Annotated in this window: 23 protein-coding genes and 1 tRNA gene; 13 read left to right on the top strand and 11 right to left on the bottom strand. The window is 66.4% G+C overall.

Features of this window, described 5'->3' with window-relative positions; genetic code table 11:
* Positions 1–23: 23 nt before the first annotated feature.
* The 4 genes from DFR41_RS20670 to lexA form a co-directional block, all read right to left on the bottom strand.
* On the bottom strand, positions 24–1,193 hold the full coding sequence (locus tag DFR41_RS20670; RefSeq protein WP_114804102.1) for an MFS transporter: 1,170 nt from the start codon (positions 1,191–1,193) through the stop codon (positions 24–26).
* Positions 1,190–2,197, bottom strand: coding sequence for a D-2-hydroxyacid dehydrogenase family protein (locus DFR41_RS20675; protein ID WP_114804103.1), 1,008 nt, complete (start codon positions 2,195–2,197; stop codon positions 1,190–1,192). The genes DFR41_RS20670 and DFR41_RS20675 overlap by 4 nt, the downstream gene beginning before the upstream one ends.
* A gap of 73 nt (positions 2,198–2,270) precedes the next feature.
* Positions 2,271–2,621 (bottom strand): hypothetical protein, encoded by a 351-nt coding sequence (locus DFR41_RS20680; RefSeq protein WP_114804104.1) that lies wholly within the window; start codon positions 2,619–2,621, stop codon positions 2,271–2,273.
* A gap of 130 nt (positions 2,622–2,751) precedes the next feature.
* Positions 2,752–3,444 carry a transcriptional repressor LexA gene (gene lexA, locus DFR41_RS20685; RefSeq protein ID WP_043116164.1) on the bottom strand — a complete coding sequence of 231 codons (693 nt, stop codon included), beginning with the start codon at positions 3,442–3,444 and terminating at the stop codon, positions 2,752–2,754.
* Between the two features lie 119 nt (positions 3,445–3,563).
* Here lexA and DFR41_RS20690 point away from each other — a divergent pair, with 119 nt between their 5' ends.
* Positions 3,564–4,499: an asparaginase gene (locus DFR41_RS20690; RefSeq protein ID WP_017756996.1), complete on the top strand. Its 936-nt coding sequence runs from the start codon at positions 3,564–3,566 to the stop codon at positions 4,497–4,499.
* 73 nt (positions 4,500–4,572) lie between these two features.
* Here DFR41_RS20690 and adk read toward each other — a convergent pair whose 3' ends face one another.
* From adk to DFR41_RS20720, 6 genes are all read right to left on the bottom strand, one after another.
* Positions 4,573–5,229, bottom strand: a complete 657-nt coding sequence (gene adk, locus DFR41_RS20695) for an adenylate kinase (RefSeq protein ID WP_043116162.1) — start codon at positions 5,227–5,229, stop codon at positions 4,573–4,575.
* 118 nt (positions 5,230–5,347) lie between these two features.
* Positions 5,348–6,094: a 3-deoxy-manno-octulosonate cytidylyltransferase gene (kdsB, locus tag DFR41_RS20700; RefSeq protein ID WP_114804105.1), complete on the bottom strand. Its 747-nt coding sequence runs from the start codon at positions 6,092–6,094 to the stop codon at positions 5,348–5,350.
* The gene (locus tag DFR41_RS20705) at positions 6,091–6,273 is read right to left on the bottom strand and encodes a Trm112 family protein (RefSeq protein WP_017756993.1); all 183 of its coding nucleotides are present in this window, start codon (positions 6,271–6,273) and stop codon (positions 6,091–6,093) included. The genes kdsB and DFR41_RS20705 overlap by 4 nt, the downstream gene beginning before the upstream one ends.
* Positions 6,254–7,264 carry a tetraacyldisaccharide 4'-kinase gene (lpxK, locus tag DFR41_RS20710; RefSeq protein WP_114804106.1) on the bottom strand — a complete coding sequence of 337 codons (1,011 nt, stop codon included), beginning with the start codon at positions 7,262–7,264 and terminating at the stop codon, positions 6,254–6,256. Before lpxK ends, DFR41_RS20705 begins: the two co-directional genes overlap by 20 nt.
* Entirely contained in the window at positions 7,230–7,664 is a 435-nt protein-coding gene (locus DFR41_RS20715; RefSeq protein ID WP_425326716.1) for an ExbD/TolR family protein, read from the bottom strand. Before DFR41_RS20715 ends, lpxK begins: the two co-directional genes overlap by 35 nt.
* 62 nt (positions 7,665–7,726) lie before the next feature.
* Positions 7,727–8,365: a MotA/TolQ/ExbB proton channel family protein gene (locus tag DFR41_RS20720; RefSeq protein ID WP_017756990.1), complete on the bottom strand. Its 639-nt coding sequence runs from the start codon at positions 8,363–8,365 to the stop codon at positions 7,727–7,729.
* Positions 8,366–8,669: 304 nt separating this feature from the next.
* Between DFR41_RS20720 and xseA the strand changes: the two genes are divergently transcribed.
* Positions 8,670–9,983 carry an exodeoxyribonuclease VII large subunit gene (xseA, locus tag DFR41_RS20725; RefSeq protein WP_114804108.1) on the top strand — a complete coding sequence of 438 codons (1,314 nt, stop codon included), beginning with the start codon at positions 8,670–8,672 and terminating at the stop codon, positions 9,981–9,983.
* Positions 9,984–10,025: 42 nt separating this feature from the next.
* Complete coding sequence (locus DFR41_RS20730; RefSeq protein WP_114804109.1) at positions 10,026–10,607, top strand: superoxide dismutase; 582 nt, start codon at positions 10,026–10,028, stop codon at positions 10,605–10,607.
* A 128-nt stretch (positions 10,608–10,735) separates the two neighbouring features.
* On the opposite strand, the gene DFR41_RS20735 is transcribed toward DFR41_RS20730, so the two are convergent.
* Positions 10,736–11,932, bottom strand: a complete 1,197-nt coding sequence (locus DFR41_RS20735; protein WP_017756987.1) for an amino acid aminotransferase — start codon at positions 11,930–11,932, stop codon at positions 10,736–10,738.
* Positions 11,933–12,081: 149 nt separating this feature from the next.
* Between DFR41_RS20735 and uvrB the strand changes: the two genes are divergently transcribed.
* The 10 genes from uvrB (at position 12,082) to DFR41_RS20785 (ending at position 20,726) form a co-directional block, all read left to right on the top strand.
* Positions 12,082–14,193, top strand: a complete 2,112-nt coding sequence (gene uvrB, locus DFR41_RS20740) for an excinuclease ABC subunit UvrB (protein WP_114804110.1) — start codon at positions 12,082–12,084, stop codon at positions 14,191–14,193.
* A gap of 202 nt (positions 14,194–14,395) precedes the next feature.
* Positions 14,396–14,932, top strand: coding sequence for a Fe-S cluster assembly transcriptional regulator IscR (iscR, locus tag DFR41_RS20745; protein WP_017756985.1), 537 nt, complete (start codon positions 14,396–14,398; stop codon positions 14,930–14,932).
* A gap of 86 nt (positions 14,933–15,018) precedes the next feature.
* Entirely contained in the window at positions 15,019–16,239 is a 1,221-nt protein-coding gene (locus DFR41_RS20750; RefSeq protein ID WP_017756984.1) for an IscS subfamily cysteine desulfurase, read from the top strand.
* A gap of 25 nt (positions 16,240–16,264) precedes the next feature.
* Positions 16,265–16,678 (top strand): Fe-S cluster assembly scaffold IscU, encoded by a 414-nt coding sequence (gene iscU, locus DFR41_RS20755; protein ID WP_017756983.1) that lies wholly within the window; start codon positions 16,265–16,267, stop codon positions 16,676–16,678.
* A 17-nt stretch (positions 16,679–16,695) separates the two neighbouring features.
* Positions 16,696–17,019 (top strand): iron-sulfur cluster assembly protein IscA, encoded by a 324-nt coding sequence (gene iscA / locus DFR41_RS20760; RefSeq protein WP_017756982.1) that lies wholly within the window; start codon positions 16,696–16,698, stop codon positions 17,017–17,019.
* A gap of 75 nt (positions 17,020–17,094) precedes the next feature.
* A complete protein-coding gene (gene hscB, locus DFR41_RS20765) occupies positions 17,095–17,613 on the top strand; it encodes a Fe-S protein assembly co-chaperone HscB (RefSeq protein WP_017756981.1) in 519 nt (172 codons plus the stop codon).
* 8 nt (positions 17,614–17,621) lie between these two features.
* Positions 17,622–19,478, top strand: coding sequence for a Fe-S protein assembly chaperone HscA (hscA, locus tag DFR41_RS20770; protein ID WP_114804111.1), 1,857 nt, complete (start codon positions 17,622–17,624; stop codon positions 19,476–19,478).
* Positions 19,479–19,483: 5 nt separating this feature from the next.
* Positions 19,484–19,822, top strand: coding sequence for an ISC system 2Fe-2S type ferredoxin (gene fdx / locus DFR41_RS20775; protein WP_017756979.1), 339 nt, complete (start codon positions 19,484–19,486; stop codon positions 19,820–19,822).
* 46 nt (positions 19,823–19,868) lie between these two features.
* Positions 19,869–20,591 (top strand): DNA polymerase III subunit epsilon, encoded by a 723-nt coding sequence (gene dnaQ, locus DFR41_RS20780; protein WP_017756978.1) that lies wholly within the window; start codon positions 19,869–19,871, stop codon positions 20,589–20,591.
* 60 nt (positions 20,592–20,651) lie between these two features.
* A tRNA-Val gene (locus tag DFR41_RS20785) sits at positions 20,652–20,726 on the top strand.
* The last annotated feature ends 3 nt before the right edge of the window (positions 20,727–20,729 follow it).

Raw genomic sequence — 20,729 nt, forward strand, 5'->3', positions numbered from 1 at the left:
TGCACCGCCCGCCTGCTGCGCCCTCAGGCGGCAGCGCGGCCGCAGCGGCCCAGATGGAGGCTCAGCAGCATGGCGGCCACCAGGCACGCCAAGCCGCACCAGTTCATCCACGAAGACGTGCCTCGGGCGAGCAGCCAGCCCCCCAACCCTGCGCCTGCCGCCTGCCCCATGTACATCGCGGAACTGTTGAGGGCGATGGACGCAGAGGCCAGCGTGGGCGCCAGCCCCACCAGCCTGGCCTGCTGCGACGAGTTGGCGGCGAAGCAGCCCAGGCCCCAGGGCAGCAGGACCGCTGTCAGCGCCGCCCAGCCCAGGGCCAGGCCCAAAGGCCACAACAGCAGGCTGACGCTGATCAGCGCCATCGCGAGCATCGCCATCCCGGCACTGCCCAACCGGTCCATGTAGCGCGTGGCCAGCAGATTGCCCACCACGCCGCACAGGCCAATCCATAACCAGATCAGGCTGAGTTCGCCCGGACCCGCGTGCAGTCGCTGGACGAGCAGCGGCCCGAAATAGCTGAAGAGCACGAACTGCCCCGCTGCCTGAAGCAGCGTGATGCCCACGACGGGCATCAGGATCGGATGGCGCAGCACCTGCAACCAGCCTTCGCGAGAAAGCGGGGCAGGCTTGACTCCGGCCGGCATGGTGCGCCAGACCCACAGGGCGCCAATCGCCGTCAGGGCGGCGATGACGCCGAAGGCCGCGCGCCAGCCCCAATGCCCGCCGAGGTAGGCGGCCATCGGCAACCCGAGCACCGACGCGAGGGACCATCCCAGGACAATGAAGGCCACGGCCGCTGCGCGCCTGTGCGCAGGCACCAGCATGCCCACGCAAGCGGCAGCCTGGGGAGTGAAGACCGCGGGCGCGACAAGCGTGGCCATGCGGACGGGCATCAGCGCACCGAGCGTCGGCATCAGTGCGGACGCCAGGTGTCCCAAGGCAAACCAAGCCAGTGAGGCGGCGAGGAGCCGTCGCCTGTCCCAGCCCGCCACCAGGCCGGCCAGCAGCGGAGCGCCAACACAGACCACCAGTGCGCCCGCCGTGATCAACTGCCCCGCAGCGGCAATAGAGGTCGAAAACGAAGCAGCCAGTTCGGGCAGCGTGCCCGGCACTACCATCACGCCCGTGCCGATCGCGAAATTGCCGAAGAGCAGGGCCCACAGCGCCCCCGGCCAGGGCGCCTCGCGCCTCACCGGCGCACCTGCAGTGCCCCCGGATTGACGATGTTCGTGGGATTGCCGCGGATGAAACTCACGACGTTGTCGAAGGCCTGTCCGAAGTAGAGCTCGTAGCTTTCCTGCTCGACGTAACCGATGTGCGGCGTGCAGATGCAGTTCTCGAGACGCAGCAGCGCGTGACCTTGCAGGGGCGGCTCGCTTTCGAAGACATCGATGGCCGCCATGCCAGGCCTGCCTCGGTTGAGCGCGGCGAGCAAGGCGTCGGACTCGACGAGCTCGGCGCGGCTTGTGTTGACGAACAGCGAGGTCGGCTTCATGCGGGACAGATCCTCCAGTCTCACCAGCCCGCGCGTGTCGTCGTTCAGCCGAAGGTGCAGGGTGAGCACGTCCGCCATCTCGAAGAGCGCCTCGCGGCTCGGTGCCGTCTGGAAGCCGTCGTTGCGCGCGCGCTCGCAGCTCGCCTCACGACCCCAGATCACCACCTGCATGCCGAAGGCCTGTCCGTACCGTGCCACCAACTGGCCGATGCGGCCATAGCCCCAGATGCCCAGCGTCTTGCCTTTGAGCACGGAGCCCAGGCCGAAGTTGGGCGGCATCGACGCAGACTTCAGTCCCGACTGCTGCCAGGCGCCGTGCTTGAGGTTGCTGATGTACTGCGGCAGCCGGCGTGTGGCCGCCATGATCAGTGCCCATGTGAGTTCGGCCGGAGCCAGTGGAGAGCCGGTGCCTTCGGCCACGGCCACGCCGTACTCGGTACATGCATTCACATCCACATGACTGCCCACGCGGCCCGTCTGCGAGATCAGCTTGAGGCGTGGCAGCTTCTCGACGAGCTGGCGGGAGATCTGGGTGCGCTCGCGGATCAGCACGATCACGTCCGCGTCCCGCAGCCTGACCGACAACTGCCCGATGCCCTTGACCGTGTTGGTGTAGACCTTGGCGGTATAGGCATCCAGCTTGGAGGCGCAGCGCAGCTTGCGTACGGCGTCCTGGTAGTCGTCGAGAATCACGATGTTCATGGCCGCCCATTTTGCCTCCGGCTCCGGCGGTCTTCCGCTCGTCCTCGAAAGGACGAGCGTCTGTCGCGCGACGTCAGTGCAGCGTGCTGCCAGATGGCCGGGCGGCTTCGCGCAATTCCTTCTCGACGAGGCGGTCGAGTTCGGCGCAGACGTCGGCCATGCGGCCGGCAATTACCAGTCTTGAACCGTGGGAGCGCGGCGCTCCCGGCTCCACCACCCGCACGACGCGCAGCGGGGGGCGCTCGGCTGCATCGCGCCGACTGCTTGCGGCATGCCGCATCTCCCGGCCGGGGCGAGGGCGGACATTCACATAATGCAGCTCCGTTGCATTCAGTCCACTGCTGCGGCGGGCATCGGCGTGGCGAGCGACCCAGGACTGGATCGGGGCGAAAAGACTGGACAAGGCGAGCAGAGCGGTTCCCATGTTGAACTCCTGAGGATCGGAAGGGGTTTGGACACAGGCAGGATTGAGAAGCGAAGCCGACGCACCAGGGTGATGGCCATCCGGCCATACGCCCGCCACCTGGTGCGGCAGCAGCAAATGACTGCGGGGGCTACATCAGCATGGTGTTGCGGATCAGGCCGACGGCCAGGCCTTCGATCTCGAACGGCTCGCCGGGCTGGACGATGATGGTGGGGTAGTCGGGGTTCTCGGCATGAAGTTCGACCACGTCCTTGAGCCGCTTGAGCCGCTTGACGGTGACCTCGTCGCCCAGCCGGGCCACCACGATCTGGCCGTTGCGTGCCTCGCGAGTGCTTTGCACTGCAAGCAGGTCGCCGTCCATGATGCCGGCGTCGCGCATCGACATGCCGCGCACCTTGAGCAGGTAATCGGGGCGATGCTGGAACAGCGTGCTTTCGACGTAATAGGTCTGGTCGACATGTTCCTGCGCCAGGATGGGAGCACCAGCGGCGACGCGGCCGATGAGCGGGAGGGACAGCTGCGACAGTCCAGGAATGGGCAGCGAGAACTGCGGCGTGCGGCTCTCCTGCAGGTTGCGCAGCGCCTCGCTCTTGAGCCGGATGCCACGCGAGGTGCCGCTCACCAGCTCGATGACGCCCTTTCGCGCGAGGGCCTGCAGGTGCTCTTCGGCAGCATTGGCGGACTTGAAGCCCAACTCGGCAGCAATCTCGGCGCGTGTCGGTGGCGCGCCCGTGCGAGCCATGGTGGCGCGGATCAACTCGAGAATCTGCTGCTGTCGGGCGGTAAGCTTGACCGACGCGGTGGGAGTGGGCACTTTGAGCATGTGTCTGCGGCTCCAGCGGTTGATGCACATACTGTGTGCATATCCAGTGTCTGTATTTTTAACCAGTTTTCAAACCGTTGACAAGTCCTCATCTCACCCCCGTCCATCCCTCCTGCGTCGTGGTGCTCGGCACCGGAGGCACGATTGCCGGACGTGCGGCGATTGCTGGCGACAACCTCGGCTACGTGGCCGGGCAGGTGGAGGTCGGCGAGCTCCTTGCGGACGTGCCGATTCCTGAAGGCATCACCTGGGCCGCCGAACAGGTGTGCAACCTCGACAGCAAGGACATGTCGCATGCGCACTGGCGGGCGCTGGCCTCCCGGTGCCAGCAACTGCTCGATGACCCAGGCGTGCGCGGCATCGTCATCACCCATGGCACGGACACGCTGGAAGAGACGGCGTTCTTCCTCGGCGAGTTGCTGATGGCGCACAAGCCTGTGGTGCTTACCTGCGCCATGAGGCCGGCGAGTTCCCCCGTCCCGGATGGCCCGCAGAACCTGCGAGACGCCTTGACCGTGGCGGTGGCCGACGGCGCGCGGGGCGTGCTTGCAGTCTGTGCCGGCACCATCCATCGGGCTCGGCAGGTGCGCAAGGTGCACACCTATCGGCTGGATGCCTTTTCCTCGGGTGAAAGCGGACCGGTCGGCTTCGTGGAGGAGGGGCGCATTCGGCGCATTTGTGCGTGGCCCGAGGTGCTGGCCCCGAGGCTTTCCGCACAGCGGCTGCCTGCCGCCGATCTCTGGCCTTCGGTGCAGATCATCACCAGTCATGCAGGGGCCGACACGGCATTGGTCGATGCGCTTGTCCAGGCCGGCGGCGTGGATGGCATCGTGGTGGCGGCGACTGGCAATGGCACAGTCCACGAGAGCCTCCAGGAGGCGCTCGCGAAGGCGCAGGCTGCGGGAATCGCCGTGGTACGTGCCACCCGCTGTGCGGACGGGGCGGTGCTGTCGAGTGGCGAGGATCGTTGTCCCCATGCCTTCGACCTGTCCCCGGTGAAGGCGCGCATCTCGCTCATGCTCCATCTGATGGACAGCCGCCATCGGCCTGCATGAAGCAAAAAGGCCGGGCCTTGCGGCCGGCCTTTGGCGTGGGAATGCCGAGGGCGTAAGCCCCAGGGCGTGAGGGTCAGCCCTCGAGCGCAGCCATCGCGCGGCGTGTGATCTCGTCGACCGTGCCCACGCCGCTGATCGCGCGGTACTTGGGCGCGTTGACGGGGTCCTGCTCGGCCCACTTCGCGTAGTAGTCCACCAGCGGGCGCGTCTGCTGGCTGTAGACGTCGAGGCGCTTGCGCACCGTCTCTTCCTTGTCGTCCTCGCGCTGGATCAGGTCTTCGCCGCTCACGTCGTCCTTGCCTTCGACCTTCGGCGGATTGAAGCGCACGTGATAGGTACGGCCGGAGGCCGGGTGCGAGCGGCGACCGCTCATGCGTTCGATGATGTCGGAGAAGGGAACGTCGATCTCCAGCACGTAGTCCAGCTTGACGCCGGCCGCCTTCATCGCATCGGCCTGGGGAATGGTGCGCGGAAAGCCGTCGAACAGGAAGCCATTGGCGCAGTCGGGCAGCGCGATGCGCTCCTTGACGAGGTTGATGATGAGGTCATCGCTCACCAGCGCCCCGGCGTCCATCACGGCCTTGGCCTGGAGTCCGAGCGGCGTGCCCGCCTTCACGGCGGCGCGCAGCATGTCACCGGTGGAGATCTGGGGAATGCCGAACTTCTGGCAGATGAAGGTGGCCTGCGTGCCTTTGCCGGCGCCCGGCGCGCCCAACAGGATGAGTCTCATGGTGTCCTCGGAAGCTTTTTATGGAAATCGTGTGGGCGAGCAGTGCCGGCTCCTCCGGGCGCGCCATCGCGGTGAGGATAGCATGCGCCCCCCGCACCGAACGGGATGCGCCGCCGGTTCAGAAATGCAGGCGCACGCGGGCCAGATCCTCGGGCGTGTCGACACCCGTGCCCGGCGCGTGCGGGGTCACGTGCACGGCGATGCGATGACCATGCCACAGCACCCGAAGCTGTTCGAGCGATTCGACGCGCTCCAGCGGTGAAGCTGCCAAGCCCGGGAAGCTGCGCAGGAAGCCGGCGCGGTAGGCGTAGATGCCGATGTGGCGAAGCGCCGGGTGGTCCGCGGAAAGCCTGGGCGGCATTCCGCCGTCGCGCCAGAAGGGAAGGGGAGAGCGGCTGAAGTAGAGCGCCTGCCCTGCCGCGTCGAGTACCACCTTCACGACATTGGGGTTGACGAAGTCGGCCTCGTCCTCGATGGCGTGCGCCGCCGTGCCCATGGGCGTGTCCGGGCGGGCGGCCAGCGACTGGGCGACGGCGTCGATCAGGGTCGGCTCGATGAGCGGCTCGTCGCCCTGGACATTGACCACGATGGTGTCGTCGGCCAACCCGAGCAGGGCGCAGGCCTCGGCCAAGCGGTCGCTGCCGCTGGGATGGTCGGCGCGGGTGCGCAGGGCCTGCACGCCGGCCGCCTCGCAGGCCTGCACGATGCGTGGATCGTCGCAGGCCACGCACACCCTGCTGGCGCCCGAACGTGCGGCTTGCTGCGCCACTCGCACCACCATCGGCAGGCCGCCAATATCCGCCAGTGGTTTGTCGGGCAGGCGCGTCGACTTCATGCGCGCCGGAATCAGGACGGTGAAGCTCACAGGCCGAGTTCTTCGTCCGTGAGCGGGCGCGCCTCGTTTTCGAGCATCACAGGAATGCCATCGCGCACCGGGTAGGCGAGACGTGCACTGCGCGACCACAGTTCCTGACGCGCGGCGTCCCATTGCAGCGGTCCCTTGGTGACCGGGCAGACCAGCAGTTCAAGCAGCTTCGGATCCATCGAGGGATGATAGCCGCGCGTCGAGGGCCTCGAAGAAGGCCGGCTCGAGGGAGAACTCCAGCGGCACGGCCAGGGCCGAGGGCGCGCGTGGCCACAGTTTGGCTGCGTCCTTTTCTGTGCAGAGCAGCTGCACGCCCTTGGGCGGTGCCCAGTCCGTGTAGTCATGGTGGTCTGGCAGCGCGATGCAGCGCTGCAGGCGCAGGCTCCGGGCGCGCAGCATGTCGAAGAAACGCTGGGGCTGGGCGATGCCTGCGACTGCCACCAGATCGTCCCGCCCCGCCAGTTCAGTCAGGAGCACGGGCTGCTTCTGCCGGTCAAGCGCATGTGCTGCCAGCGCCCGATGTCCGCGGAAGCCCGCGAAGGCCGGTTGCTCGCCGGTGTGCAGCACCAGATCGCACCGGCGCGGCCAGGGCTCGCGCAGCGGGCCCGCCGGCAGCAGCCAGCCATTGCCGATGCCGCGGTCGTCGAACACGCAGATCTCCACATCGCGTGCCAGCGGCAGGTGCTGCAGACCATCGTCGGCGACGATGAGGCGGGTGTCCGGATGCAGCGCCAGGAGCCGGCGCCCGGCGGCCACCCGGTCGGCATCGACCACCACGGGTGCGCCGGTCGCGCGATGGATCAGCAGAGGTTCGTCCCCCACGTCGCGCGGATCGCTGTCGGCGTGGACGACCTGCCCCTCCCGCGTGCGCCGCCCATGCCCTCGGGAGATGACGCCAACCGGCCAGCCCTGGGCCTGCGCGTGCCGGACCAGCGACACCACCACGGGTGTCTTGCCCGCGCCGCCTGCCACCACGTTGCCGACCACGACAACGGGCACGGGCAGCCGGTGCACCGTGCGCCACCCGCGGGCATACGCCTGCCGCCGAGCGGCTGCAAGCAGGCCGAAGAGCCATGCCAGCGGCCGGAGCAACCAAGCCCGTGCGCCGCGGCGTTCCCAGGCTTCGGCCAGCACGTCAGCGGGCCGCCTTGCCCGAGGTCTGCGTGGCAAAGGTGATCTGCATCAGCCCCGCACGCCGCGCCGCCTCCATCACGGTGATGACCGACTGATGGGCGGCGGCGGCATCGGCGCTGATGATGAGGATCGGCGCCGGAGCGCCGGTGTCGACCTTGGCGAGCGGCGCGAGGGCGCTGGCCAGGGCCTCCACGCTGCGATCCGGCAGTGCTTGCCGGTCGACGGCATACCGGCCGTCCGCCGCCACCGCCACTACGATCTCGCGCGGGCGGGTCGTGGCCGTCTCGGCGTCGGCCGTGGGCAGTCGGACTTCCATCTCGGTGAACCGGTTGTAGGTGGTCGACAGCATCAGGAAGATCAGGATCACCAGCAGCACGTCGATGAAGGGGATCAGGTTGATCTCCGGCTCGTCGCGTGACGCGGCCCGCAGTTGAATCCGTCCGCTGCGGCGACTCCCCGGCGCAGAGGCGGGGCGGGCGCCCCCCGGCAGGGGCGCGCTCATGGGCGGGGGGCCGCCCGCAACCCGGCCAAGTGTTGGGCGAAGCGCTCGCCGGCCAGTTCGAGGTGCAGCAGATAGCCGTCGACGCGGCTGCGGAAGTAGCGCCAGAAGATCAGCGTCGGCACCGCCACAATCAGGCCGAAGGCCGTGTTGTAGAGCGCGATGGAGATGCCGTGCGCCAGTTGCGCCGGATTGCCGGCAGCGCCGGTTCCCGGTGCCTGCGAGCCGAAGATCTCGATCATGCCGATGACGGTGCCCAGCAGGCCGAGCAGTGGCGCGGCCGAGGCGATGGTGGCGAGCGCGGGCAGATAGCGTTCGAGCCGGTGGGCGATCGCCCGGCCCGAGGTCTCCATGGCCGTGCGCACTTCATCCGCCGGATGGCCCGGGCCGGCCTGGGCGGCACGGAAGCCGCTGGCGAGCATCTCGCCCAGCGCCGAATTTCTTTCCAGCTTGGCGATCACGTCGGAGGGAGGAATGCCGTCCTGGGAGACGGCGATGGCCTCGTTGAGCAACTGCGGTGGAAGCACCTTGGCCGCCTTGAGGCTGAGGAAGCGCTCGATGACGAGAGCAGTGGCGATGATCGAGCACAAAAGCAGCGGCACGATGGGCCAGCCTGCGGCGACTAAGATCGAAAACAAGGTTCCTCCTGCGTGGTCGCGAAGCGCTGCCCAACAGCCGAAAATTATGACCGAATGTTTCTCGCGACCCGGTGCGTCTGCGCTGCAGCCGCCCACATTTTCTGTGGATAACTTTGTGGCTAACCCTGCGGGCAACGTTGGCGCGCCCAGCATTGACGGGCCCGGCGTCAGGACGATCAGATTTTGAGCAGTCGTTTTTCTTTCTCCATCAAGCACTTGCACCACAAACCGTGGCTCTCCAGTGTCATGCGCCGCACGCGCGTCAGTGCCCGCGGTACTTGTGGAAGACGCAAGGCGGCGGGCCATGGCTGAAGGCTTCGGCATCCAGCCGCGCGTGTGGGCTGTGGGGGCGCTGTGCCGGGCCGCGGCGGACGCGCTCGATGCGCGCTTTAACCCGGTGGCGGTGCAGGGAGAGGTGAGCGGCTTTTCTCGTGCCACCAGCGGCCATTGCTATTTCTCGCTGAAGGATGGCCAGGGGCAGATGCGCTGCGCGATGTTCCGCCGTGCCGCATCGTTGGTCGACTTCGATGTGCGCAATGGCGATCTGGTCGAGTTGCGCGGACGGCTGACGGTGTACGAAGCCCGCGGCGACCTGCAACTGGTGGTGGAGAGCCTGCGCAGGGCGGGCCAGGGCACGTTGTTCGAGCAGTTCGTGCAGCGCAAGGCGAAGCTGGAGGCCGAGGGGCTGTTCGATCCCTCGCGCAAGCGCCCGTTGCCGATGTTTCCCGCCCGCATCGGGCTGGTCACTTCCCTGGGTGCGGCGGCTTTGCACGATGTGGTGACGGCGCTGCGCCGACGCGCCCCGCATGTGGAGGTGGTGGTCGCGCCAGCGTCCGTGCAGGGCGGCCAGGCGCCGGGTGAACTGGTCGCTGCCCTGTCGGCCTTGCAGGAGATCGAGCCGCGGCCCGATGCCATCCTGCTGGTGCGGGGCGGCGGCTCGCTGGAAGACCTGTGGGCATTCAACGACGAGCAACTCGCGCGCGCCATCGTGGCCAGCCAGGTACCGGTGGTCGTCGGCGTGGGGCATGAGACGGACTTCACCATCGCCGACTTCTGCGCCGACCTGCGCGCACCCACGCCGACCGCCGCCGCCGAACTCGTCGCGCCTTCGCGCGATGGCTGGCTCCAGGGGCTGGATGCGCTCGAAGACGATCTGCGAGATGCTTTGCAAGGCCGGCTGGACCGGCTGTCGCAGCGGCTCGACCAGGCTGCTTCCCGGCTTGGCCGACCCTCCGGGCTCGCGGCGCGGCAGCAGGCGGTGCTGGCGCAGTGGGACCAGCGTCTGCATCGCGCCACCACCGCGTGGCTGCATCAGGCGCAGCGTCGGCTCGATGCCGCTGAAGGGCGATGGCCCGCCGCGGGTCGGACCAGCTTGCGCAACCGTTCTGATCGGCTGGAGCGTGCTGCGTTGCGTCTCCAGATGCTCGACCCTGCGGTGGTGCTCCAGCGGGGCTATGCCTGGCTGGCGGATGCCAAGGGACGCACCGTGACCCGCGTGGCCCAACTGCGTCCGGGCGAATCCGTGAACGCCACACTGGCGGATGGCACGGCCAACCTGCAGGTCATCACCCTCCAGCAAGGGACGTCGTCCGACGCAGGCAGCGGCAATCCTTCCTAGAATCCCACGGTTTCTGTCAACCAACCCACGAACGAGCTTCACATGGAACATGTTCTGCCTCCCCTGCCGTACGCGATGGACGCGCTGGCCCCCGAGTACTCCAAGGAAACGCTGGAGTACCACTACGGCAAGCACCACAACGCCTATGTGGTGAACCTGAACAACCTGCAGAAGGGCACCGAATTCGAGAGCATGACGCTCGAAGAAATCGTGAAGAAGTCCAGCGGCGGCATCTACAACAACGCCGCGCAAATCTGGAACCACACCTTCTTCTGGAACTGCATGAAGCCGCAAGGCGGCGGCGCTCCTTCTGGCGCGCTGGCCAAGGCCATCGAGGCCAAATGGGGCAGCTACGACGCCTTCAAGGAAGCCTTCGTCAAGTCCGCCGTCGGCAATTTCGGCTCGGGCTGGACCTGGCTGGTGAAGAAGGCCGACGGCTCCGTCGACATCGTCAACACGGGCGCCGCCGGTACGCCCCTGACGACCGAAGACAAGGCGCTGCTGACCGTCGACGTCTGGGAGCACGCCTACTACATCGACTACCGCAATCTGCGTCCCAAGTTTGTCGAGACCTTCCTGGCCAAGCTGGTCAACTGGGAATTCGCCGAAAAGAACTTCGCCTGATCGTCGGGTGAGGACGGCCCGCCGGTCCTATGCTGGCGGGCTGCAAAGAAAAAGGCAGCATGGATCCCCGTGCTGCCTTTTTCTTTGGTGCGCGGCCACCTCCGAGAGGAGGCAGCGGCCGCAACGCCTCAGACCACCTTGGCGATGCTCGCGCAGACGTGGTCGATGTTCTTGCTGTTGAGTGCGGCCACGCACATGCGGCCCGTGTCGGTGCCGTAGACGCCGAACTCGTTGCGCAGGCGCACCATCTGGTCCTTGGTCAGGCCCGAGTAGCTGAACATGCCGATCTGACTGGTGATGAAGCTCATGTCCTGCTCCACGCCGGCGGCCTTCAGGCCGTCCACCAGCTTCTGGCGCATGGCCTTGATGCGCACGCGCATCTCGCCCAGCTCCTTCTCCCACAGGGCGCGCAGCTCGGGGTTGCCCAGCACAGCCGCCACGACGGCGCCACCGTGCGTCGGCGGGTTGCTGTAGTTGGTGCGGATCATGATCTTCAGCTGCGACAGCACGCGCGCTGCTTCTTCCTTGTTCTCGCACAGCACCGACAGGGCGCCCACGCGCTCGCCGTACAGGCTGAAGCTCTTGGAGAAGGAGGTGGAGACGAAGAAGGTCAGGCCGGCGGCCACGAACTTGCCGATCACGGCGCCATCTTCGGCGATGCCGTAGCCGAAGCCCTGGTAGGCCATGTCCAGGAAGGGCGTCAGCTGGCGGGCCTTGACCACCTCTACCACCTGGTCCCACTGCGCGGGCGTGAGGTCGTAGCCGGTCGGGTTGTGGCAGCACGCGTGTAGCACGACGATGGTGCCGGCGGCAGCGCCCTGCAGCGCGGCCAGCATGCCGTCGAAGTCGATGCCGCGCTTGGCAGCGTCGTAGTAGGCATAGGTGCCGACCTCGAAGCCAGCCTGCGTGAACAGTGCGCGGTGGTTTTCCCAGCTCGGGTCGCTGATCAGCACCTGGGCCGAGGGCGAGAGCTTCTTGAGGAAGTCGGCGCCGACCTTCAGGCCGCCGGTGCCGCCCAGGGCCTGGATGGTGGCCACACGGCCGGACTTGACCGGCTCGCTGTCGGCGCCGAACACCAGGGCCTTGACGGCGTTGTCGTACGCAGCGATGCCGTCGATGGGCAGGTAGCCGCGGGCCGAGGGGGCCTTCATCATGTCGGCCTCGGCCTTCTTGACGCATTCCAGCAGCGGCAGCTTGCCGTTGTCGTCGTAGTACACGCCCACGCCCAGGTTGACCTTGTTGGGGTTGGTGTCGGCGGCGAATTGTTCGTTCAAACCCAGGATGGGGTCGCGCGGCGCCATCTCGACGGCGGAGAAGAGAGACATGGAGAAAGTCCTTTGGATGCTGGGGCGAGCCTCGCGGCCGGCGAGGCTGGGTGCAGAACCTGGCATCGCCTTTGGGTTAGCCTTGCCGGTTCGCTTGGAATTTTACCGGCCGCCCCACAGTTGGACTGCTGCCCCGGAGCCTCACCACCATGACCGCAGACCTTCAGACCGCCGACGATGCCGCCGCGCCCGCCAAAGGCGAGTTCGTCCGCTACCCCGATTCGCCCTTCGAGCTGTTCCAGCCCTATCCGCCGGCGGGCGATCAGCCCAAGGCCATCGAGCAACTGGTCGAGGGCGTGCAGGACGGCGAGGTCTTCCAGACGCTGCTGGGTGTGACGGGCTCGGGCAAGACCTACACCATGGCCAACGTCATCGCACGCCTGGGCCGGCCGGCCATCGTGTTCGCGCCCAACAAGACGCTCGCGGCGCAGCTGTACAGCGAGTTCCGCGAGTTCTTCCCGAAGAACGCGGTGGAGTACTTCGTCAGCTACTACGACTACTACCAGCCCGAGGCCTATGTGCCTCAGCGCGACCTGTTCATCGAGAAGGACTCGTCGATCAACGAGCATATCGAACAGATGCGGCTGTCGGCCACCAAGAGCGTGCTGGAGCGGCGGGATGTGGTGATCGTTGCGACGGTGAGTGCCATCTACGGCATCGGCGCCCCGGAGGACTACACCGAGATGCGCTTCATCATGCGCGTGGGCGACAAGATCGGCCAACGCGACGTGATCGGCCGGCTCATCCGCATGCAGTACACGCGCAACGAGCAGGACTTCTCGCGCGGCGCCTTTCGGGTGCGGGGCGACACCATCGACGTGTTTCCGGCCGAGCACAGCGAGCTGGCCATCCGCATCGAGCTGTTCGACGACGAGATCGAGAGCCTGTCGCTGTTCGACCCGCTCACGGGCCGCGTCCGGCAGAAGATTCCGCGCTTCACGATCTACCCGTCCAGCCATTACGTCACGCCGCGCGACAAGACGCTGCGCGCCGTCGACACCATCAAACTGGAGCTCGCCGACCGGGTGAAGGAACTCGTCGGTGGCGGCAAGCTGGTGGAGGCCCAGCGCCTGGAGCAACGCACCCGCTTTGACCTGGAGATGCTGGCCGAGATCGGCCACTGCAAGGGCATCGAGAACTACACCCGGCACCTGTCGGGCGCCGCGCCCGGCGACCCGCCGGCCACTCTGACGGACTACCTGCCCAAGGACGCCCTGATGTTCCTGGACGAGAGCCACCAGATGATCGGCCAGCTCGCCGCCATGTACAACGGCGACCGGGCGCGCAAGACCACGCTGGTGGAGTACGGCTTCCGGCTGCCGTCGGCGCTGGACAACCGGCCGCTCAAGTTCGAGGAATTCGAGCGCCGGATGCGGCAGTGCATCTTTGTGTCGGCCACACCGGCGGCCTACGAGCAGGAGCATGCGGGCCAGGTGGTGGAGCAACTGGTGCGGCCCACGGGCCTGATCGACCCCGAGGTCGAGGTGCGGCCCGCCACCCACCAGGTGGACGACGTGCTGGGCGAGATCCGCATCCGCGTCGAGAAGAACGAGCGCGTGCTGATCACCACGTTGACCAAGCGCATGGCCGAGCAGCTCACCGAATACCTGAGCGACAACGGCGTGAAGGTTCGCTATCTGCACAGCGACGTGGACACCGTGGAGCGGGTGGAGATCATCCGCGACCTGCGTCTGGGCAGCTTCGACGTGCTGGTGGGCATCAACCTGCTGCGCGAGGGCCTGGACATTCCCGAGGTGTCGCTCGTTGCCATCCTTGATGCGGACAAGGAAGGCTTTCTGCGCGCCGAGCGCAGCCTGATCCAGACCATCGGCCGCGCGGCGCGCAACCTGCATGGCAAGGCCATCCTGTACGCCGACACCATCACTGCGTCGATGAACAAGGCCATCGGCGAGACGCAGCGCCGCCGCGAGCGGCAGATCGCCTTCAACGAAGCCAACGGCATCGTGCCGCGCAGCATCGTCAAGCAGGTCCGCGAGCTGATCGACGGCGTCTACGGCGAGAAGTCCGTCAAGGAGGCCGGCAAGCGCGAGGTCGAGCGTGCCCGCGTCGAGGACATGAGCGAGCGCGACGTGGCCAAGGAGATCAAGCGACTGGAAAAGCAGATGCTGGAGCACGCCCGCAACCTCGAATTCGAGAAGGCGGCCCGCGTGCGCGACCAACTGGCGCTGCTGCGCGAGCAGGCCTTCGGGGCGGCGGGCGGCGACAACATCGCGGTGCTCCCGGTCGGCGGGCGAAAGTGAGAGGAAAAACCCGCGTTATCCCGAGCACGGCTCGGGGTTTCTGTTATACTTGAGCGAAACACTCAAGAACAAAGAACTTCGCGATGAAGGGCCGGCTCCTACCTTTCGATGGGCGGGATGCCGGGCAGGGCGGAGACGGGCGCCACCGGATCCTGTGGATCCCAGGTGTTGTTTAACGGTAAGCCAACTGAAGGAGCTTGCGATGCGTCTCACTACCAAAGGCCGTTTTGCGGTCACCGCCATGATCGACTTGGCACTGCGCCAGAACTCCGGTCCGGTCACGCTGGCCGCAATCAGCCAGCGGCAGCAGATTTCGCTGTCCTACCTGGAACAGCTTTTCGGCAAGCTCCGTCGCCATGAGCTGGTGGAATCCACGCGTGGCCCGGGCGGCGGTTATTCGCTGGGTCGCAAGGCGGCGGACATCACGGTCGCCGACATCATCGTGTCGGTGGACGAACCGATCGACGCTACCCACTGCGCCGGCAAGGAAAATTGCATGGGCGAAGCCGGCCGCTGCATGACCCATGAGCTGTGGGCCTCGCTCAACCAGAAGATGGTCGAGTTCCTGGATTCCGTCACGCTGCAGAAGCTGGTGGACGACCAGATCGCCAAGGGCGTGCAGGTTGAGAACAAGCCGGCCGTCAAGCGGGCGATCTCAAGCCAGCCGGTGGTCAAGCCGATCCGGGTGAATGCGCCCAACTCGGTGTTCGCCCTCGGCAACGCCTTCGCCAAGTCCTGATGCACGGCGGGCGAGCCGCAGCGGCCTGTCGCTGCCGGCTCCTCCGTTCGTGATTGTTTCCGTATCCACGCCAGCACGAGCGAGCCATGGACGTCACTCCTCATTTCCCGATCTATCTTGATTACGGCGCAACCACGCCGGTCGACCCGCGCGTGGTCGACGCCATGATCCCCTGGCTGCGTGAGCATTTCGGCAATCCCGCTTCGCGCAGCCATGCGTGGGGCTGGGAAGCGGAAGAGGCGGTGGAAAAGGCCCGCGGCGACGTCGCCGCCCTGATCAATGCCGATCCGCGCGAAATCATCTGGACCTCCGGTGCCACCGAGTCCGACAACCTAGCGCTGAAGGGCGCTGCCCACTTCTACAAAGAAAAGGGCAAGCACCTCATCACTGTGAAGACCGAGCACAAGGCCGTGCTGGACACGATGCGTGAGCTGGAGCGCCAGGGCTTCGAGGTGACCTACCTCGACGTCGAGGAAAACGGCCTGCTCGACTTGGACAAGTTCAAGGCCGCCATCCGGCCGGACACCATCCTGGCGAGCGTCATGTTCGTCAACAACGAGATCGGCGTGGTGCAGGACATGGTCGCGCTCGGCAACGCATGCCGCGAGACGGGCGTGATCTTTCACGTCGACGCAGCGCAGGCCACCGGCAAGGTCGAGATCGACGTCACCCAGCTGCCCATCGACTTGATGAGCCTGGCTTCGCACAAGACGTACGGCCCCAAGGGCATCGGCGCCCTGTACGTGCGTCGCAAGCCGCGGGTGCGCCTGGAGGCCCAGATGCACGGCGGTGGTCACGAGCGCGGCATGCGTTCGGGCACGCTGCCCACCCACCAGATCGTGGGCATGGGTGAGGCCTTCCGCATCGCCAAGGAAGAGATGGCGCAGGACCTCGCCAAGGCCCGCGCACTGCAGAAGCGGCTGATCGACGGTCTGTCGGACATCGAGCAGGTGTTCATCAACGGCGACCTGGAGCGCCGGGTGCCGCACAACCTGAACATCAGCTTCAACTTCGTCGAAGGCGAGTCGCTGATCATGGGCATCAAGGGCCTGGCGGTGTCGTCGGGCTCTGCCTGCACCTCGGCCAGCCTGGAGCCGAGCTACGTGTTGCGCGCCCTGGGTCGCAGCGACGAGCTGGCCCACAGCAGCCTGCGTATGACCATCGGTCGCTTCACGACCGAGGAAGAAATCGACGTCGCCATCGCGGCCATCCGCCACAACGTCGCCAAGTTGCGCGAGCTGAGCCCGCTGTGGGAGATGTACAAGGATGGCGTCGACCTGAGCACGATCCAGTGGTCTGCCCACTGAATCCACCAAGAAAGAAGAGGACCCCATGGCTTATTCGGACAAGGTCATCGACCACTACGAAAACCCCCGCAACGTCGGCTCCTTCGACAAGGGCGACGACACCGTCGGCACCGGTATGGTGGGTGCGCCCGCCTGCGGCGATGTGATGAAGCTGCAGATCAAGGTGAATCCGCAGACCGGCGTCATCGAGGACGCGCGCTTCAAGACCTATGGCTGCGGCTCTGCGATCGCATCGTCGTCGCTCGTCACCGAGTGGGTGAAGGGCAAGACGCTCGACGAGGCCGCCTCGCTCAAGAACGCGCAGATCGCCGAAGAGCTGGCATTGCCGCCGGTCAAGATCCACTGCTCGATCCTGGCCGAGGATGCCATCAAGGCCGCCGTGAACGACTATCGCGCCAAGGCTGGCGCGAAGACCGGCGCCGAAGCCCTCGCCTCGTGACCGGAGCTTCGAACGCAATGGCGATCACGCTGACCGAAGCTGCGGCGCGCCATGTGTCCCGCTACCTGAGCAAGCGTGGCAAGGGGATCGGCGTGCGGCTGGGTGTGAAGACCACGGGCTGCTCCGGTCTTGCCTACAAGCTGGAGTACGTGGACGAGTCGGCGCCGGAGGATGTCATCTTCGAGGAGCATGGCGTCAAGGTGCTGGTGGATCCCAAAAGCCTGGCCTACATCGATGGCACGGAGTTGGACTTCGTGCGCGAGGGGCTGAACGAAGGCTTTCGCTTCAACAACCCGAACGAGCGCGACCGCTGTGGTTGCGGTGAGAGCTTCCGCGTCTGATTGCGACTCGGAGGGAGCGGGGCCGCCACCCGAAAGGGCTTGGCGGCTTTTTCTTGGCAGCACGAGGAATGGCCCATGCAATTGACCGACGATGACTTCACGCTGTTCGCGGTGCCGCCCACGTTCGGGCAGGATCGGGGTGCGCTGGATACGCGCTGGAAGGAATTGCAGCGTGAGGCGCATCCTGATCGCTTCGCGGCGCAGGGCCCGGCGGCGCAGCGACTGGCCATGCAATGGTCCGTGCGCATCAATGAGGCCTATCAGCGTCTGAAGGATCCGTTGAGCCGTGCGGCCTACCTGTGCGAGATGAACGGCGCGCCCGTGCAGGCCGAGAACAATACGGCCATGCCGGCGGACTTCCTCATGCAGCAGATGAGTTGGCGTGAGGAGCTGGAAGAAGCCGGCGACGCGTCGGCGCTCGATGCCTTGCAGCAGGGGGTCCAGTCCGCCCGCGCCCGCGCCCTCTCCAGCCTGGACTGGCTGATCGACGAGAAGGGTGACTATCCCGCCGCAGCTCAGCAGGTGAGAGCCCTCATGTTCATCGAACGCTTTTCGACCGAGCTCGATGAGCGACTCGACCGGCTGGGACAATAGTTTTCTCCATGGCACTTCTTCAGATCTCCGAACCCGGCCAGGCGCCGGACCCGCATCAGCGGCGCATCGCAGTCGGCATCGACCTGGGCACCACCCATTCGCTGGTTGCCTCGGTGCGCAATGGCGTCGCCGAATGCCTGCCCGACGAGCAGGGCAGGGTGATCCTTCCATCGGCGGTGCGCTACCTGGATGCGCACCGGCGGCAGATCGGATTTGCGGCCCTGGATGCGCGCGCTGCGGATCCGGCCAATACCGTCACGTCCGCCAAGCGGCTCATGGGCCGCGGGCTGGGCGACATCGCCAACCGGTCTGCCATGCCCTACACGCTGCTCGACGAGGGCGGCATGGTGAAGGTGCAGACCGTCGCCGGCCCCAAGTCGCCCGTGGAGGTGAGCGCGGAGATCCTGGCCACGCTGCGCTACCGCGCAGAAGACACCTTCGATGGCGACCTGTATGGCGCGGTCATCACCGTGCCGGCCTATTTCGACGAAGGCCAGCGTCAGGCCACCAAGGATGCCGCGCAACTGGCGGGGCTCAACGTTCTGCGCCTGATCAGCGAGCCCACCGCCGCTGCCATCGCCTATGGCCTCGACAACGGCAGCGAGGGTGTGTACGCCGTCTACGACCTGGGGGGCGGCACCTTCGACATCTCGGTGCTGCGGCTGACGCAGGGCGTGTTCGAGGTCATTGCCACTGGCGGTGACTCGGCCCTGGGCGGCGACGACTACGACCATGCGCTGGCAAACCTGGTGATCAAGCGCCTGGGACGGGTGCCGGCCAACGACGAGGAGCGGGCACGCATGCTGGTTGCCGCGCGTCACTGCAAGGAGGCCTTGACCGATGCCGACGCGGCGCCGCTCAAGGTCGAGCTGGCAGGTGCGACGCACGAGCTGACCATCACGCGCACCGACTTCGATGCCGCCACGCAGCCCCTGACGCAGCGCACCCTCGCCGCCGTGCGCAAGGCGCTACGCGATGCGCGGCTGACGCCGAACGAATTGCAGGGCATCGTGCTGGTGGGTGGCGCCACGCGCATGCCGCAGATCCGGCAGGCCGTGGGCAATTTCTTTGGGCGTCCGCCGCTCACCAACCTCAATCCTGACGAGGTCGTGGCGCTCGGCGCGGCGATCCAGGCCAATCAACTGGCTGGCAACGATGGTGCAGGCAACCTGCTGTTGCTGGACGTGATCCCGCTGTCGCTCGGACTCGAGACCATGGGCGGACTCGTGGAGCGCATCGTGCCGCGCAACACGACCATCCCCACCGCGATGGCGCAGGACTTCACCACCTACCAGGATGGCCAGACCGCTCTGGCATTGCATGTGGTGCAGGGCGAGCGCGATCTGGTCGCCGACTGCCGCAGCCTGGCGCGCTTCACGCTGCGTGGCATTCCGCCGATGGCGGCTGGCGCGGCGCGCATCCGCGTGACCTTCACCGTGGATGCCGACGGCCTGCTTTCTGTTTCCGCCAAGGAGCAGAGCAGCGGCGTCGAGGCCAGCGTCACCGTCAAGCCTTCCTATGGCCTGTCGGACGACCAGATTGCCACCATGCTGCAGGAGGGCTTCGCGACCGCGCAAGCCGACATGCAGCAGCGCGCGTTGATCGAGGCGCGCGTCGAGGCCGACCGCATGTTGCAGGCCACCCGCACCGCACTGGCAGCCGACGGCGCGCTGCTGAGCGCGCCGGAGCGCCAGGCCATCGATCAGTTGCTGGATGCCTTGGCTGCCGTACGTGATGGCGACGACAAGTCGGCCATCTCCGAGGCCACCGAGGCACTGGCCCATGGCACCGAGGCGTTCGCCGCGCAGCGCATGAACAAGGGCATCGCCCAGGCGCTGGCGGGCCGCAGCATCGAATCCGTTTGAGACCCATGCCCATCATCAAGATTCTTCCCCACGCCGAGTACTGTCCGCAGGGCACCGAGATCCAGGCGCCGGCCGGCACCTCCATCTGCGAAGCGCTGCTCGAAAACGGCATCGAGATCGAGCACGCCTGCGAGATGAGCTGCGCCTGCACGACGTGCCATGTGATCGTGCGGGAAGGCCTCGCCTCCCTGAACGAGGCCGAGGAAGAAGAGGAAGACTTGCTCGACCGCGCCTGGGGCCTGACACCGCAGTCGCGCCTGTCGTGCCAGGCGATCCTGGCGCAGAAGGACTTGGTCGTGGAGATTCCCAAGTACACGATCAACCACGCCAAGGAAAACCACTGACCATGGCCGTGTCCGCCACCCGTTGCGTGCCCGGCAAGGAAAGAGCATGTCGCGCCTGATCGTCCTCGATACCGAAACCACCGGCCTGTCGGCAGAGAACGGCGACCGTGTGATCGAGCTGGGCTGTGTAGAACTCGTCAACCGCAAGCTGACCGGCAACGATCTGCACCTGTACTTCAATCCGGAGCGCGAGAGCCACGAGGACGCCCTCCGGGTCCACGGCCTGACCACCGAGTTCCTGCGCGACAAGCCCAAGTTCGTCACGATGGCGCAGGATGTGATCGAGTACCTGCGTGGCGCCGAGTTGATCATTCACAACGCGGCCTTCGACGTCGGCTTCCTTAACAAGGAGTTGGAACGTGCGGGCCTGAAGCCGTTGCGCGATTACGTGGCCGAGGTGACCGACACGCTGGTCATGGCCAAGCAACTTTTCCCGGGCAAGCGCAACTCGCTCGATGCGTTGTGCGACCGTTTCGGCGTGGACCGGTCGAACCGGACCTTCCACGGCGCCAAGCTCGACGCCCAGCTGCTGGCTGACGTCTACATCAATCTCACGCGCGGCCAAGACGCGCTGCTGATCGACATCGACACGGGCGAAAGCGAAGAGCAGGGCATCATCGTCGATGTGGATCTGCGCCAGTTCAGCCTGCCTGTGCTGGCCGCGACCGTGGACGAACTGGCTTCGCATGAACAGGCGTTGCTCGACCTGGACAAGGCCAGCGGCGGAAAAACCATTTTTCGGTTGCAAGATCAAAAAAGCATGGCATAATCTAAGGCTTCGCGCAGCACTGCACGAAACTGAAGAGAAAGACAAAAAGTCCTTCTCCTCGGGCGGTTAGCTCAGGGGTAGAGCACAGCATTCACACTGCTGGGGTCGGGGGTTCAAAGCCCTCACCGCCCACCACCA

It is taken from the genome of Pseudacidovorax intermedius, from assembly GCF_003350475.1.
GTDB classification, from domain to species: Bacteria; Pseudomonadota; Gammaproteobacteria; order Burkholderiales; family Burkholderiaceae_C; genus Xenophilus; species Xenophilus intermedius.